The sequence below is a fragment of the Streptomyces justiciae genome, assembly GCF_015163075.1.
Lineage (GTDB): Bacteria > Actinomycetota > Actinomycetes > Streptomycetales > Streptomycetaceae > Streptomyces > Streptomyces justiciae.
The window spans coordinates 55,259-68,360 of the sequence record NZ_JADDXU010000003.1 but is presented as its reverse complement, the minus strand read 5'-3'; the positions used below and the strand labels follow the sequence as shown (position 1 = coordinate 68,360).

Annotated in this window: 12 protein-coding genes; 4 read left to right on the top strand and 8 right to left on the bottom strand. The window is 72.6% G+C overall.

All coding sequences use genetic code 11. The features are described 5' to 3' along the window. Nucleotides 1-43: 43 nt before the first annotated feature. The 5 genes from folK to IQ210_RS08525 all read right to left on the bottom strand — a co-directional run bounded on the left by folK (nt 44) and on the right by IQ210_RS08525 (nt 4,668). Nucleotides 44-655, bottom strand: a complete 612-nt coding sequence (gene folK / locus IQ210_RS08545; protein WP_194078286.1) for a 2-amino-4-hydroxy-6-hydroxymethyldihydropteridine diphosphokinase — start codon at nt 653-655, stop codon at nt 44-46. Next, nucleotides 652-1,011 carry a dihydroneopterin aldolase gene (gene folB, locus IQ210_RS08540; protein ID WP_079311404.1) on the bottom strand — a complete coding sequence of 120 codons (360 nt, stop codon included), beginning with the start codon at nt 1,009-1,011 and terminating at the stop codon, nt 652-654. Before folB ends, folK begins: the two co-directional genes overlap by 4 nt. A 294-nt stretch (nt 1,012-1,305) precedes the next feature. Beyond that, nucleotides 1,306-1,809: a nuclear transport factor 2 family protein gene (locus tag IQ210_RS08535; protein ID WP_194078285.1), complete on the bottom strand. Its 504-nt coding sequence runs from the start codon at nt 1,807-1,809 to the stop codon at nt 1,306-1,308. Then, nucleotides 1,806-2,699 (bottom strand): dihydropteroate synthase, encoded by an 894-nt coding sequence (gene folP, locus IQ210_RS08530; RefSeq protein ID WP_194078284.1) that lies wholly within the window; start codon nt 2,697-2,699, stop codon nt 1,806-1,808. Before folP ends, IQ210_RS08535 begins: the two co-directional genes overlap by 4 nt. A gap of 157 nt (nt 2,700-2,856) precedes the next feature. Further along, nucleotides 2,857-4,668, bottom strand: a complete 1,812-nt coding sequence (locus tag IQ210_RS08525; protein ID WP_194078283.1) for a phosphatidylglycerol lysyltransferase domain-containing protein — start codon at nt 4,666-4,668, stop codon at nt 2,857-2,859. A 235-nt stretch (nt 4,669-4,903) separates the two neighbouring features. Between IQ210_RS08525 and IQ210_RS08520 the strand changes: the two genes are divergently transcribed. Both IQ210_RS08520 and IQ210_RS08515 read left to right on the top strand, forming a co-directional pair. Then, nucleotides 4,904-6,031 carry an alpha/beta hydrolase gene (locus tag IQ210_RS08520; protein ID WP_194078282.1) on the top strand — a complete coding sequence of 376 codons (1,128 nt, stop codon included), beginning with the start codon at nt 4,904-4,906 and terminating at the stop codon, nt 6,029-6,031. 157 nt (nt 6,032-6,188) lie between these two features. Continuing rightward, the gene (locus IQ210_RS08515) at nt 6,189-7,574 is read left to right on the top strand and encodes a hypothetical protein (RefSeq protein WP_194078281.1); all 1,386 of its coding nucleotides are present in this window, start codon (nt 6,189-6,191) and stop codon (nt 7,572-7,574) included. A 115-nt stretch (nt 7,575-7,689) separates the two neighbouring features. On the opposite strand, the gene IQ210_RS08510 is transcribed toward IQ210_RS08515, so the two are convergent. After that, nucleotides 7,690-9,033 (bottom strand): PH domain-containing protein, encoded by a 1,344-nt coding sequence (locus tag IQ210_RS08510; protein WP_194078280.1) that lies wholly within the window; start codon nt 9,031-9,033, stop codon nt 7,690-7,692. Next, nucleotides 9,030-9,533, bottom strand: a complete 504-nt coding sequence (locus IQ210_RS08505; protein WP_194078279.1) for a PH domain-containing protein — start codon at nt 9,531-9,533, stop codon at nt 9,030-9,032. The genes IQ210_RS08510 and IQ210_RS08505 overlap by 4 nt, the downstream gene beginning before the upstream one ends. Before the next feature lie 31 nt (nt 9,534-9,564). On the opposite strand from IQ210_RS08505, the gene IQ210_RS08500 reads away from it, so the two are divergent. Further along, entirely contained in the window at nt 9,565-10,716 is a 1,152-nt protein-coding gene (locus IQ210_RS08500) for an NADH-quinone oxidoreductase subunit D (RefSeq protein WP_194078278.1), read from the top strand. Here IQ210_RS08500 and IQ210_RS08495 read toward each other — a convergent pair. Continuing rightward, nucleotides 10,681-11,721, bottom strand: a complete 1,041-nt coding sequence (locus IQ210_RS08495; RefSeq protein ID WP_194078277.1) for an SAM-dependent methyltransferase — start codon at nt 11,719-11,721, stop codon at nt 10,681-10,683. The genes IQ210_RS08500 and IQ210_RS08495 overlap by 36 nt on opposite strands. A 118-nt stretch (nt 11,722-11,839) precedes the next feature. Here IQ210_RS08495 and IQ210_RS08490 point away from each other — a divergent pair, with 118 nt between their 5' ends. After that, nucleotides 11,840-13,042, top strand: coding sequence for a sensor histidine kinase (locus IQ210_RS08490; RefSeq protein WP_194078276.1), 1,203 nt, complete (start codon nt 11,840-11,842; stop codon nt 13,040-13,042). The last annotated feature ends 60 nt before the right edge of the window (nt 13,043-13,102 follow it).

Below are 13,102 nucleotides of genomic sequence, written 5' to 3'. Positions count from 1 at the left end.
CCCTGATCCTTGTGCCCGACGCTCGTGCTCTTGACCTTAACGACTATTCGGGCAGCCGGAGTTCCAGGTCCTTGCGGGGTTCCACGCCGTCCCGGGTGATGTCGGCCAGGAGGCCGGAGACGGGGCCGCGGCCGGGGAGCTGGGCCTGCGGCTCCACGTCGTGCCACGGCGCCAGGACGAACGCGCGTTCGTGGGCGCGCGGGTGGGGGAGGGTGAGCGTCGGGTCGTCGGAGACGACGTCGGCGTACGCCACGATGTCGACGTCCAGCGTGCGGGCGCCCCAGCGCTCGTCGCGGACGCGGTGGAAGGCCTCCTCGACCGCGTGGGCCCGCTCCAGCAGGGACGACGGGGGCAGCGTCGTCTTCACGACGACCACCGCGTTGAAGTACGACGGCTGGCTGCCCGGCTCGACGCCCCACGGCTCGGTCTCGTACACGGGCGAGACGGCCTTCACGCGGACGCCGGGGGTGTCCTCGAGGGCGTCGATGGCGCCCTGGAGGGTCTCCAGGCGGTTGCCCAGGTTGGAGCCGAGGGAGATCACCGCGCGTTTGGGGTTGTGCAGGGTGGTGTCGGCGGCGTCCACCTGCTGGACGACGGAGGCGGGTACCGGCTGGACGGTCGGGTCGCTCGGGCCCGTGGCGAAGGACGCGGTCATACTCGGCTCCGGGTGATGGTGATCGTCACGTCGTCGAAGGGGACCGTGATCGGCGCGTCCGGTTTGTGGACGGTGACCTCGACCTCCTCCACCCCTTCGTGCTTCAGGCAGGCCTGGGCGATGCGCTCGGCGAGGGTCTCGATGAGGTTCACGGGCTCGCCCTCGACGACGGCCACGACCTCCTCCGCCACGATGCCGTAGTGCGCGGTCTTCGCCAGGTCGTCGTCGGCGGCGGCCGGCCGGGTGTCCAGGCCCAGGACGAGGTCCACGATGAAGGTCTGGCCCTCCTCGCGTTCCTTGGGGAACACACCGTGGTGCCCGCGGGCCTTCAGGCCGCGCAGCGCGACACGATCCACGCGAATCACTCCTGCAATCGTCGGTAATGGCCGGTTCGTACCGGGTGCGGGCGGCACACCGGCCTCGAACGAATCTACCTGCGGGCACTGACAGCACCGGGCCACGGGGGCGTGGGGCCGAGCCGGGGCCAGGAGGTTTCACCGTGTGTTTCCCCTGGGGAACCCGGCGGCTCACGGGTTGGTAGCCGCCCCTACCCAGGGGCTCGTGATTCCAACCACTTCTTGGTCCCTGTGGGCGGTTCCGGTGGCTCGTCGGTGGGCCGCCGGTGGGTCGTCCATCGTGCGCCTACCCACTCACGTGGGGGTGTCGTCCCCTTCGCCCTCGTCGTTTTCGGCCAGAACGGGGGAGGCGTGGTGGGACCAGAGTTTCCAGCCGGACGGCGTGCGGTGGAACACGTTGGTGGCGACCACGAGCTGGCCGACGAGCGGGCCGAGCTCCTCGCCGCCCTCGGGGGCGGGCCCGCCGCTGAGGATGTTCTCGGTGCAGGTCACCAGGGCGGTGTCGCCGGTGACGGAGACATGCACGTCGGTGAGGAAGAACTGGATGTAGTCGGTGTTCGCCATGATCAGCGCGTACGACCTGAGGACCTCGCCGCGGCCGGTGAGCACGGGCCAGCCGGGGTGCACGCAGGAGATCACGCCGGCGTCGGCGGGGTCGTGGTACTCCTCGTCGACGCCCAGGTCGGCCGGGGTGAGCCAGAGCGAGGAGAGCTCCTCGAAGTCGCCGCGCTCCATCGCCTCGTAGTAGGTGGTGTTGGCGGCTTCCACCTGCTCGACGTCGGTATGGGGGGCGCTCACCGGGTTCCTTCTGCGCCGTTGCCCGCTGCGCGCGCCCCTTCCACGGCGCGTGCGACCCGTACCGCGTCCGCCGTCGCGCGCACCTCGTGCACGCGCACCGCCCATGCGCCGGCGTGCGCTGCGAGCGCGGAGACGGCGGCCGTGGCGGCGTCGCGCTCCCGCGCGGGCGGGGGCGCCGCCTCGGGGTCGGCGGCGAGGACGCGGCCGAGGAAGCGCTTGCGGGAGGCGGCGACGAGCAGGGGGTGGCCGAGGGTGAGCAGGCGGTCGAGGTGGGCGAGCAGGACCAGATCGTGCTCGGCGTCCTTGGAGAAGCCGAGGCCGGGGTCGACGACGATGCGGTCGGGGGAGACGCCGCCGGCGAGGACGGCCTCCACGCGCGCGTGCAGTTCGTCGACGACTTCGGTGACGACGTCGTCGTAGACGCCCCTGACGTTGCCGCCCTCCAGGAAGCCGCGCCAGTGCATGACGACGAAGGGGGCGCCCGCGTCGGCGACGACCGGGATCATCGCGGGGTCGGCGAGGCCGCCGCTGACGTCGTTGACGAGGGCGGCGCCGGCGGCGAGGGACTGGGCGGCGACGGAGGCGCGCATGGTGTCGACGGAGACGGTGACGCCTTCGGAGGCGAGGCCGCGGACGACCGGGATGACGCGCTTGAGCTCCTCGGCCTCGTCGACGCGGGTGGCACCGGGGCGGGTGGACTCGCCGCCGACGTCGACCAGGTCGGCGCCCTCGGCGACGAGGGCGAGGCCGTGCTTGACGGCGGCGGCCGTGTCGAACCAGCGGCCGCCGTCGGAGAAGGAGTCGGGCGTGACGTTCACGACTCCCATGACCGCGCAGCGGTCCCATGCCGGTAGGCCGACGACGCGCCCGCGTCCGCTCTGCTTGCTCATACGTTCAGCGTAGGCCCCGTGGGGAGCCGTACCGGCGTGCGGCCCGAGCGGAAGCCCCCGGGCTGGAGGAGGGGTGGGGCTTCCGCTCGGGCCAGTCCTCAGGCGGCCCGGGGCTGATCGGGGTCACGCCGTGCGTGCCGGTCAGTGGCGTCGGGCGTCACGCCGCGCGGACGTCTCTTTCCGCCACCGCGTGCGCGCACGCGCGTGGGGCGGACCTGCGGCGGCGCAGGAAACGCGGCAGGGGGAGGGCGAGGTTCACGAAGCCCTCGGCCTGCATGGCGGCGAAGCCGATGCGGGGCAGGTCGCCGGAGGCACGGTAGACGACGAAGCGGGGTTCCCAGCGGGGCTGGAACTTGGCGTTGAACTTGTACAGCGACTCGATCTGGAACCAGCGCGAGAGGAACACGAGCAGCCCGCGCCAGGCGCGCAGCACCGGTCCCGCGCCGATCTTCTCGCCGCGCGCGAGGGCGGAGCGGAACATGGCGAAGTTGAGGGACACGCGCGTGATGCCGAACTTCGGGGCGGCCTGGAGCGCGGCCACGATGAGGAGTTCGTTCATGCCGGGGTCCGCCGAGCGGTCGCGGCGCATCAGGTCCAGGGAGGCGCCGTCGTCGCCCCAGGGCACGAAGTGCAGGATCGCCTTCAGGTCGCCGTACTCGCCCGGCTGTTCGTCGGCCTTGTGGGCGGTGGCGATCAGGCAGTCGCCGTCGGCGAGGTCGCCGATCCGGCCCAGCGCCATGGAGAAGCCGCGTTCGGTGTCGGTGCCGCGCCAGTCGTCGGCGGCCCGGCGGATGCGCTCGAGCTCGGCGTCGCCGAGGTCACGGACGCGCCGTACGCGGGTCTCGTAGCCCGCGCGCTCGATGCGCTTGACCATCTGGCGCACGTTGCGCATCGCGCGCCCGGCGAGGGAGAAATCCGCGACGTCCACCACCGCCTCGTCGCCCAGTTCGAGGGCGTCCAGGCCGGTCTCGCGGGTCCACACCTCGCCGCCGGTCTCCGAGCAGCCCATGACGGCGGGCGTCCAGGAGTGGGCCTTGGCCTCGTCCATGAAGCGCTCGATGGCGCCCGGCCAGGCCTCGATGTCGCCGATCGGGTCGCCGCTGGCGAGCATCACGCCGGAGACGACGCGGTAGGTCACCGCGGCCTTGCCGCTGGGGGAGAAGACGACGGCCTTGTCGCGGCGCAGCGCGAAGTGGCCGAGGGAGTCGCGGCCGCCGTGCTTGTCCAGCAGGGCCCGCAGCCGGGCCTCGTCGTCCTCGGTGAGGCGCGCGGCGGGGTGTTCGGGGCGGAAGGCCAGGTAGATCGTCGTGATGGCCGTGAGCAGCCCCAGGGCGCCGAGGGAGAAGGCGACCGTCCAGGAGGTGTTGCCCTGGTAGTCGACCGGGCCCTCGAAGCCGAAGAGGCCGTACAGGACGTGCGTAATGCGATCGGCCAGGCTCGGGTCGCCGACGAGCGTCTTGGGGTGGACGCTGACGATGACCAGTCCGAGGAAGAGGGAACCGGCGCCCATGAGGACGAAGTTGGCGAGCGCGCGCCAGCGGCTGCGCGGGTCGGGCAGCGCCTTGAACTGGTCGCGGTGGATCAGCAGCGGTGCGAGCAGCGCGAGCGAGATGAGCACGCCCACCGGTGAGTGGCGGTACGTGAACTGCGCGACCGCGCCGACCGGCAGCAGGACCACGGCGGCCCGCCAGGCCCGCCGCTTGCGGCGCCGGAGGCCGTGCGCCAGCAGGAGCAGCAGTACGCCCGCGCTCAGTGCGAGCGCCGCGGCGAACGGGCCGAGCGCGCCCGGCAGCACCTCGGCCAGGGTGTGCATACGGCTGTGACGGAAGCGCGGGAACACGCCCGCGGCAATGTCCAGAAGCCCCACCACCGCGCAGGCTCTGGCGACCAGGACCGGGACGGCCTCGGGGCGCGGGCCACGCAGTACGCGCCGCACGCGCGGTGATCGGCTCGGAACCCCGCCCGACATTTCCTCATCTGTCCTGACAGACATCGCATCCCGTAGTTCTGCGAGAGACCTTGGATCCGGGGCCCGATTCGGGCATCCGGCGACATTGCGCCCTCTAGGACGGTGTCTCGGGGAGAGAGGTTCACTCACTTCCTCAAAGCCGGTTCAAAGGCCGGGAAAAGGGCCGGACAAGCCCTCGCGAAGATCCGCGGGAGGCGCGTCGGCACGGGGAGAAAGCGCAGACAGGTACCGAACCATGGGTCTCACGAGCAACAACGTGCTGGTGCTGGCGATCGCGTCGGCCGTGGCTCTGTTCGTCGGCACGGTATGGCTGTGGCCACGGCTGGCGCGGCGCGGCTGGCGGGCCGTCAGCGGGCGCGTGGGCCTGCTGTTCGCGACCCAGCTGGCGCTGTTCGCGGCGCTCGGCCTCGGCGCCAACCAGTCCTTCGGGTTCTACGCGAGCTGGGCCGACCTGTTCGGGCAGGAGGACGAGCAGGGCGTGGTCATAGACCACACGGCGAACGGCGGCTCGGGCGGCCCGCTCCAGGTGACGGACGTACGACGGGTCAAGGAGACCGGCAGCGGGCGGCCGCAGCGCGGCGGTCAGATCCAGAAGGTCGACATCGTGGGCCGTACGACGCACATCGCGACGTCCGCGTTCGTGTACCTGCCGCCGGAGTACTTCCAGCCGCAGTACCGCACGCGCACGTTCCCGGCGGCCGTGGTCCTCACCGGATATCCGGGCACCGCGCAGGCGCTGGTCGACAAACTGCACTACCCGAGCACGGCGTTGGAACTCGCCAAGGACGGCCGTATGCAGCCGATGATCCTGGTGATGCTGCGGCCGACCGTGGCGCCGCCGCGGGACACGGAGTGCGTCGACATTCCGAACGGACCGCGGACGGAGTCGTTCTTCGCCAAAGATCTGCCGGACGCCGTACTCGCGCACTACCGGGTGGGCAAGAAGCCGGGCAGCTGGGGCATCATCGGCGACTCCACGGGCGGTTACTGCGCGCTGAAGCTCGCCATGCACCACCCGCAGGTGTACGCGGCGGGCGCGGGCCTTTCGCCGTACTACAAGGCGCCGATCGACCCCACCACAGGCGATCTCTTCCAGGGGAACGAGGAACTCCGCAATCGCGCCGACCTGTGGTGGTACCTCAAGCACGAGCCGGCGCCCGACACCTCACTGCTCGTCAGCAGCAGCAAGGTGGGCGAGTCGAACTACAAGGACACCCTGAAGTTCATAGAGCGCGTGAAGGCCACCGACCGGACCCGTATCTCGTCGATCATCCTGGAAAGCGGCGGGCACAACTTCAACACCTGGCGGCGGGAGATTCCGGCGACCTTGCAGTGGATGAGCGGGCGGTTGAGCGACCGCTGAGACCGGAAATGATCTTGTGGTTCGCCGGCCCGGAGATGTGCCCCTTGTCGAATTCGGTGGCCGGTCTGATTCCTGATGTCGTGTGAAGGCTCCGGGATGGCTGTGTTTTTACGGGCCGGGGCACCACGATTCGCCTACGCGCGGTAAGTTTCTGGCCATGCCACGTGGACGTCACCGCCATTCACCGCCCTTGCACAGGCTGCTGCCCCCGTCGGCGATCGCAGGCGTCTCGCTCGTCTGCGCTTTCGGCCCCTGGGTGTTCTCGCAACAGGCCGTGCTGCGTGTCATCGCCGCGAGTGCCGCGGCGACGGCGGTGGTCGGCGCCGCCGTCATGCGCCGCTGGGACGCGCAGGCCGGCAAGCAGGTCGCCGACCTCACGCGCGCGCGTGCCAGCGACGAGTGGCGGTTCGAGGAGCGGGTCGCCGAACTGGAGGCGGACCTCGAGGAGTCGCGCGAGCTGCGCGGCAAGCTGGAGCAGCGGCTGCGGGCCAAGCGCTCCGAACTGGCGGGCCTGCGCAACGAGCACGCGGCGCTGCTGCGCCGGTACGCCACGGCGGAGACCGAGCGCGCGAGCGCCCTGGAGGGCCGCCGGCTGCTCGAGATAGAGAGCGCGGCTCCGGCACGCGCGCTGCCGCCGGTGCCGGAGCTGGTTCCCGCGGTCGCCGACGCTGCCGAGGAGGCCGAGGCTGTGGCTGCCCCGGTCGAGGACGCGGACGTGCAGAGCGCGGAGGGCGTCGAGACCGCCGAAGCCGACGACAAGCCGGAGACGCCCGCGATCTTCTCGCCGGAGGGTTCGCAGTTGTTCCTGCGGGCGAAGGTGGCGCTGGCGCGGCTCGACGCGGAGGGGGCGGGGGCTGCCGGCGACGAGGCTGACGCCGCTGCCGACTCCGGTGACTCGGTGAAGGGCGACGAGGCTCCCAAGTCCAAGGAGGCCTCCTCGAAGGACGCCCCCACGGAAGCTCCCCAGGGCGAGGGTTCGCCCAAGGACGACGGTTCCCCGAAGGGGGACGGCACGCCGGACGGTGACGGCGGTCCGAAGGGCGACGGTCCCGCGAAGAGCGTGCCGGCCCAGGCCGGTCCCGTCGCCGCCGAGGTCGCCGCTCCCGGCGACTCCGCAGCGGAGGCCGCGCAGGAGGACGAGGCGCAGGGGCAGCCCGCGGCGGCCGACGGGCATGAGCGCGCGGCCGCCGTCACCAGCACCGCGGCCAAGCCGGCCCAGCCCGTGCAGCAGCCCTCCGGACACTTCGTCGCGCCGACCGCGGTGGCCGTCGTACCGGCCACGCCCGTGCGGCGCCCGGCGGTCGAGGGCGGCTTCGACTTCTTCGGCACCCAGAAGGCGTCCGCCGCCCTGGAGGCGGTGCAGAACGAGGACCTCGCCGACGTGGTGGGCCAGGAGGCGCTCGCCCTCCACAAGGCCGAGGCGGAGGCGGAGTTCAAGCCGGCCGACGAGGAGTCACGCGGCGTCGGTCAGGTCATCGACCTGACGGCCCATGACGAGACGGAGCAGATCGACGTGCAGGGGCTGCGGAGCGCGGTGTCCTGAGCGACGTGACTGACGGCGAGGCCGTGTGGTTCCCGGGTGGGGCCGCGCGGCCTCGCCGTTTTCGTCCGCGCTCGCGGCGCCTTCAGGCCGTCTTTCGTCTGGGCTCGCGCCGCCGTCAGGCCATCCAGCGGTCGGGCAGCGCGTCGCGGCGTCCCGTGCGGGAGCGTTCGGCCTGTGACCGGAGCAGCTCGGCGGCCTCCTCCGCGTCCCGCAGACGGGCCGTGACGGTCTTGTCGGCCCCGGTGTCCACATGGACGTCGGCGAGCCGCCACAGGCGCTGCCAAGGCCCTTGCACGAGCCGTACGCTCTGCACCTTGGCGTGCGGGACCAGGGCGAGGCTGCGCCTGAGGAGTCCCTGCCGGGACGCGAACACCGCGTCGGTGACGGCGAGTCCGTAGCCGCGCCAGCACAACGGCACGCACCGTCCCGCGCGCCGCGGCGGCCGGGACAGGGCGTCCGGCGGCGGCACGGTCACCCCGGGCAGCACGCGCGCGACGACCGCCTCGGCGACCGCGCGCGGAGCGACCGGCACCAGCACCGAGTTGGACGACCCGGCCACGTCCAGCTCCACCCGCACCCAGCCGCGCCGCCGCCACAGCAGCGGCTCCACGATCCGCACGGTCTGCACGCGTCCCGGCGGCACCGTCTCGTGCGTGCGGTCCAGGAGCCCGTGGTCGATCCGCAGCCCGTCCGGTGACTCGCCCACGGTCCAGTCGTACTCGCCGACGAACCGCCCCACGCTGCTCGCGCCCGCCGCGCCGAGCAGGGGCACGCCGGTCGCGAGGACCGTCCACAGGCTGTGGGTGGCGAACCACAGGACGGGCGGTACGACGAGAGCGGCGACCAGCGCGCCCCAGGTGGCGCCCGTGAGCACGAGGGCGATCGCGAGGTCACGCGGGGGCGTGCGCAGCAGCTCGCGCGCCGGCGCCTCGCCGACTTCGTGCGCCGTCTCGGGCGCGAACCCGGCGGCGCGCGCGAGGAGTTCCGCGCGCAGCGCACGCGCCTCGCGCTCCCCGAGGAAGGCGAGCTCGTCCTTCTTGTCGGCGCCTATGACGTCGAGTTTCAGCTTGGCGACGCCCGCCACGCGCGCGAGGAGCGGCTGGGTGACGTCGACGGCCTGGATGCGCTCCAGCCGGATGTGCACGGTGCGCCGGAACAACAGCCCGGTACGGATGCGCAGTTCGGACTCGGTGACCGCGAAGTGCGTGTACCACCAGGTGAGGAAGCCGTACAGGGCGGCGGCCGGGACCAGGACGGCGAGCGCGATCAGCAGGGTCGTGGTCGTCAGCCGGGTCAGCTGGCGCTGCGCCTGGTCGGGGTCGTGCACCGCCCAGCCGATGAGCACCGCGACCGGCGCCCACGCCCGCCTGAGCGGCGTCACGGGGTGCAGCCGCCGCTCGGTCACCGGCGGCTTCGCCCGCAGCCCGGGCACGCCGTCGTCGAGGCCGGGCGTCGTCACAGGCCCGCCGATCGGGCCTCGCCGAGCTCGGTGAGCCGGTCGCGCAGCCGTTCCGCCTCGGCCGGGTCGAGGCCGGGGATGGTCGCGTCGGTCGCGGCGGCGGCCGTGTGGAGCTGGACGCTGGCGAGCCCGAAGTGCCGTTCCACGGGGCCGGAGGTGACCTCGACGAGCTGCATCCGCCCGTACGGCACGACCGTCTCCTCGCGCCACAGCACGCCCCGGCTGATCAGCAGGTCGTCCGCGCGCTCGGCGTAGCGCCAGGAGGCCCAGTTGCGGCCGAGCATCACCCAGCCCCACCCGATGACGGCCAGCGGCAGCAGCGCGAACGCGGCCCAGCCAGGCCCGGCGAACAGTCCGAGCAGCCCGCCCAGCGCGAGGGCGATCAGCCCCAGCCACACCACCAGCAACAGCCGTCGCATCCGCAGCAGCCCCGGGGGCAGCCCGATCCACACCGGCTCACCCGCCGCCGGCTCCGTGTCCTGCCCGCTCCCCGTCTCCATAGGGCCAGCGTACGTAGGAGAGACTGTGTCCATGACTCCCACGACGGAGACCACGGTCGGTATCGGCGGCGCCGCGGAGAGCACCGACATGGTGCTCAACATCGGGCCCCAGCACCCGTCGACGCACGGTGTGCTGCGCCTCAGGCTCGTCCTGGACGGCGAGCGGATCCAGCACGCGGAGCCGGTGATCGGCTACATGCACCGCGGCGCGGAGAAGCTCTTCGAGGCGCGCGACTACCGCCAGATCATCATGCTCGCCAACCGCCACGACTGGCTGTCGGCCTTCTCCAACGAGCTGGGCGTGGTCCTCGCCGTCGAGCGCATGCTGGGCATGGAGGTGCCCACGCGCGCGGTGTGGACGCGCACGCTGCTCGCGGAGCTCAACCGGGTGCTCAACCACCTGATGTTCCTCGGCTCGTACCCGCTGGAGCTCGGCGGCATCACGCCGGTCTTCTACGCGTTCCGGGAGCGCGAGGTGCTCCAGAACGTCATGGAGGAGGTCTCCGGCGGGCGCATGCACTACATGTTCAACCGCGTCGGCGGCCTCAAGGAGGACCTCCCGGCCGGCTGGACGGGACGCGCGCGTGCCGCCGTCGCCGCCGTGCGCTCGCGCATGGACGTGTACGACGACCTGGTGCTCGGCAACGAGATCTTCCGGGGGCGCACGCGGGGCGTGGGCGCGCTCGCGCCGCAGACCGTGCACGCCTACGGCGTGAGCGGGCCCATCGCGCGCGCCTCCGGCGTCGACTTCGACCTGCGCCGCGACGAGCCCTACCTCGCCTATGGCGAGCTCCAGGACACCCTCAAGGTGGCCACCCGCACCGAGGGCGACTGCCTGGCCCGCTTCGAGGTCCTCCTGGAGCAGACCCACAACTCCCTGGACCTCGCCGACGCCTGCCTCGACCGGCTGGCCGGCCTGGAGCCCGGCCCGATCAACCAGCGGCTCCCGAAGGTCCTCAAGGCGCCCGAGGGCCACACCTACGCCTGGACCGAGAACCCGCTCGGCATCAACGGCTACTACCTCGTCAGCAAGGGCGAGAAGACGCCGTACCGCCTCAAGCTGCGCTCGGCGTCGTACAACAACATCCAGGCGCTGGTGGAGCTGCTGCCGGGGACGCTGGTCGCCGACATGGTGGCGATCCTGGGGTCACTGTTCTTCGTGGTCGGGGACATCGACAAGTAGGTCGCCGAGGGGCGCGTGGTCGATGCCGACCGGCTGGAGCAGCCAGCCGAAGTCGCCGAGGCCGCCGGGTGCGGTGAGTTCGGCGGCTTCGCCGGCGGTCGCGAGGGCGCGTACGTAGGCCGCGGGTTGTGTGGTCGCGAGGGTGAGCAGGGGGCGTGCGCCGGCGACCCCCAAGGCGCGCAGGGCGGCGCGCTGTGTCAGCGCGCGCCCCCCGGGCACGGCGCACGCCTCCAGCGCGGCGTCCAGCGCGACGTGCGCCGTGATGTCGCACGACCCGTCCGGCACGGGCGCCGTCTCGCGCCCCGCGCGGAATCCGGTGAGCGTCCCGAACAGGGGGCGCGCGTCCGCAGTGTGCGCGTAGTCGACCGCCACCGCGAGCCCCCGCGCCACCGCCGCGACCGCGTCGGCCCACGCCTCGTCCCGGGGCAGCCCGACCTCCGCACGCAGCCCCTCCTCGGCCGGCAGCGGCCACCACCGCGCGAGCCACCCCGCCTCCGCGCCGGAGAGCGGCTCCCCGAGCCGTTCGGTCCCGTCCCGTCGTACGAGCACCCGGCGTGCGACCCCCGTGGAGTCCACCTCGGCGATCTCCACCGGCACGTTGTCGAGCCACTCGTTGGCGAACAGCAGCCCGGTGATCCCGCGCGGGGGCTCCGGCAGCCACTCGATCCGGTGGTCGAGGCCGGGCGGGCGGTCGGCGATCTCGACGGCGTACGCGCGCGTGCGGGCCGCGACCTCCGCGGGGAGGGAGGCGAGGACCCCGGTGACCAGCTCGCCCCGGCCGGCCGCCATGTCGACGAAGTCGAGAGTCGGGGGCCGGCCCAGGGCCTCGTCGACCCAGCACAGCAGCCGGGCCACGGCCTCGGCGAACAGCGGCGACGCGTGGACGGACGTACGGAAGTGACCCGCCGGGCCCTCCGGGCGGCGGTAGAAGCCGTCAGGGCCGTACAGGGCGGCCTGCGTCGCCGCCCGCCAGCCGCGCCACTCCTCCGCCGTCCCGTCCGTCACGGCGCCAGACTATGCGCACAGGGGAGCGAAGCCTCCACCTTGGGGAGTATGCCGGGGGCGCATGGATCGACCCTCCGGTTGACCCCTGCACCTATCACGCTTCCCTACGCTGGGTTACGTGCAGCGCCTCTATGACTTCCTCCGCAGGCACCCGACATGGGTCGACGGCTTCTGGGCCGTCTTCCTGTTCGGGATCTCGGTCGTGTTCGAAGTCGCCGAGCAGGCGGACGAGGGTACGGACGCGGAGGCCGCGGTCGTCCCGATCATCCTCCTGCTGAGCCTGGTGATCGCGCTGCGCCGGCGCATGCCGGAGAAGATGCTGCTCCTGGCCATCGCCATCGGCGTCGCCCAACTGCTGGCGGACGTGCCCACGACACCGGGCGACTTCGCGTTCCTGGTCATCGTCTACACCGTCGCCGCGACCGGCGCCCGCTGGGCGTCCCGGCTCGCGCTCGCCATGGGCCTGAGCGCGGCGTGCGTGGCGCACTTGCGGTGGTGGAACCACGACGCGAGCGCCCTGGCCAACGCGGCGCTCATCGTCTTCCAGACGGTGCCGTTCGCGCTGGCCTGGGTGCTCGGCGACTCGGTGCGCACCCGCCGCGCCTACTTCGCGCAGCTTGAGGAGCGCGCGAGCCGGCTCGAGAAGGAGCGCGAGGCGCAGGCGAAGGTCGCGGTCGCCGCCGAACGCGCCCGCATCGCGCGCGAGCTCCACGACGTGGTCGCGCACAACGTCTCGGTGATGGTCGTGCAGGCCGACGGCGCGGCGTACGTCCTCGACGCCGCGCCCGACCAGGCCAAGAAGGCCCTGGAGACGATCTCCTCCACCGGCCGCCAGGCCCTCGCCGAGATGCGCCGCCTGCTGGGCGTGCTGCGCACCGGCGAGCACCAGGAGGTCGGCGAGTACGTCCCACAGCCCGACGTCGAGCAGATCGACGACCTGGTCGAGCAGTGCCGCACCTCCGGCCTGCCGGTCGACTTCAAGGTGGAGGGCACGCCGCGCCCGCTGCCCAGCGGCGTCGAGCTGACGGCGTACCGCATCGTGCAGGAGGCGCTCACCAACACCCGCAAGCACGGCGGGCCCAACGCGGGCGCGAGCGTGCGCCTGGTGTACTTCGACGACGGGCTCGGCCTGCTGGTCGAGGACGACGGCAAGGGCGCCCCGCACGAGCTGTACGAGGACGGCGGCGCCGACGGCCAGGGCCACGGCCTGATCGGGATGCGCGAGCGCGTCGGTATGGTCGGCGGCACGCTGGATGCGGGACCGCGTCCGGGCGGAGGATTCCGTATCAGCGCGCTGCTCCCGCTCAAACCGGCGCATTGACGCCGACGCACGCCCCCTGTTGACACCTGTAACACCCCTGCCGACGCAACCAGAAGAGTC

Excerpts from the sequence above, each read along its gene's own strand:
- IQ210_RS08525 (WP_194078283.1), bottom strand. The coding sequence starts at position 4,668 with ATGTCGGGCGGGGTTCCGAGCCGATCACCGCGCGTGCGGCGCGTACTG.
- IQ210_RS08505 (WP_194078279.1), bottom strand. The coding sequence starts at position 9,533 with ATGGAGACGGGGAGCGGGCAGGACACGGAGCCGGCGGCGGGTGAGCCG.
- folK (WP_194078286.1), bottom strand. The coding sequence starts at position 655 with ATGACCGCGTCCTTCGCCACGGGCCCGAGCGACCCGACCGTCCAGCCG.
- IQ210_RS08520 (WP_194078282.1), top strand. The coding sequence starts at position 4,904 with ATGGGTCTCACGAGCAACAACGTGCTGGTGCTGGCGATCGCGTCGGCC.
- folP (WP_194078284.1), bottom strand. The coding sequence starts at position 2,699 with ATGAGCAAGCAGAGCGGACGCGGGCGCGTCGTCGGCCTACCGGCATGG.
- IQ210_RS08515 (WP_194078281.1), top strand. The coding sequence starts at position 6,189 with ATGCCACGTGGACGTCACCGCCATTCACCGCCCTTGCACAGGCTGCTG.
- IQ210_RS08500 (WP_194078278.1), top strand. The coding sequence starts at position 9,565 with ATGACTCCCACGACGGAGACCACGGTCGGTATCGGCGGCGCCGCGGAG.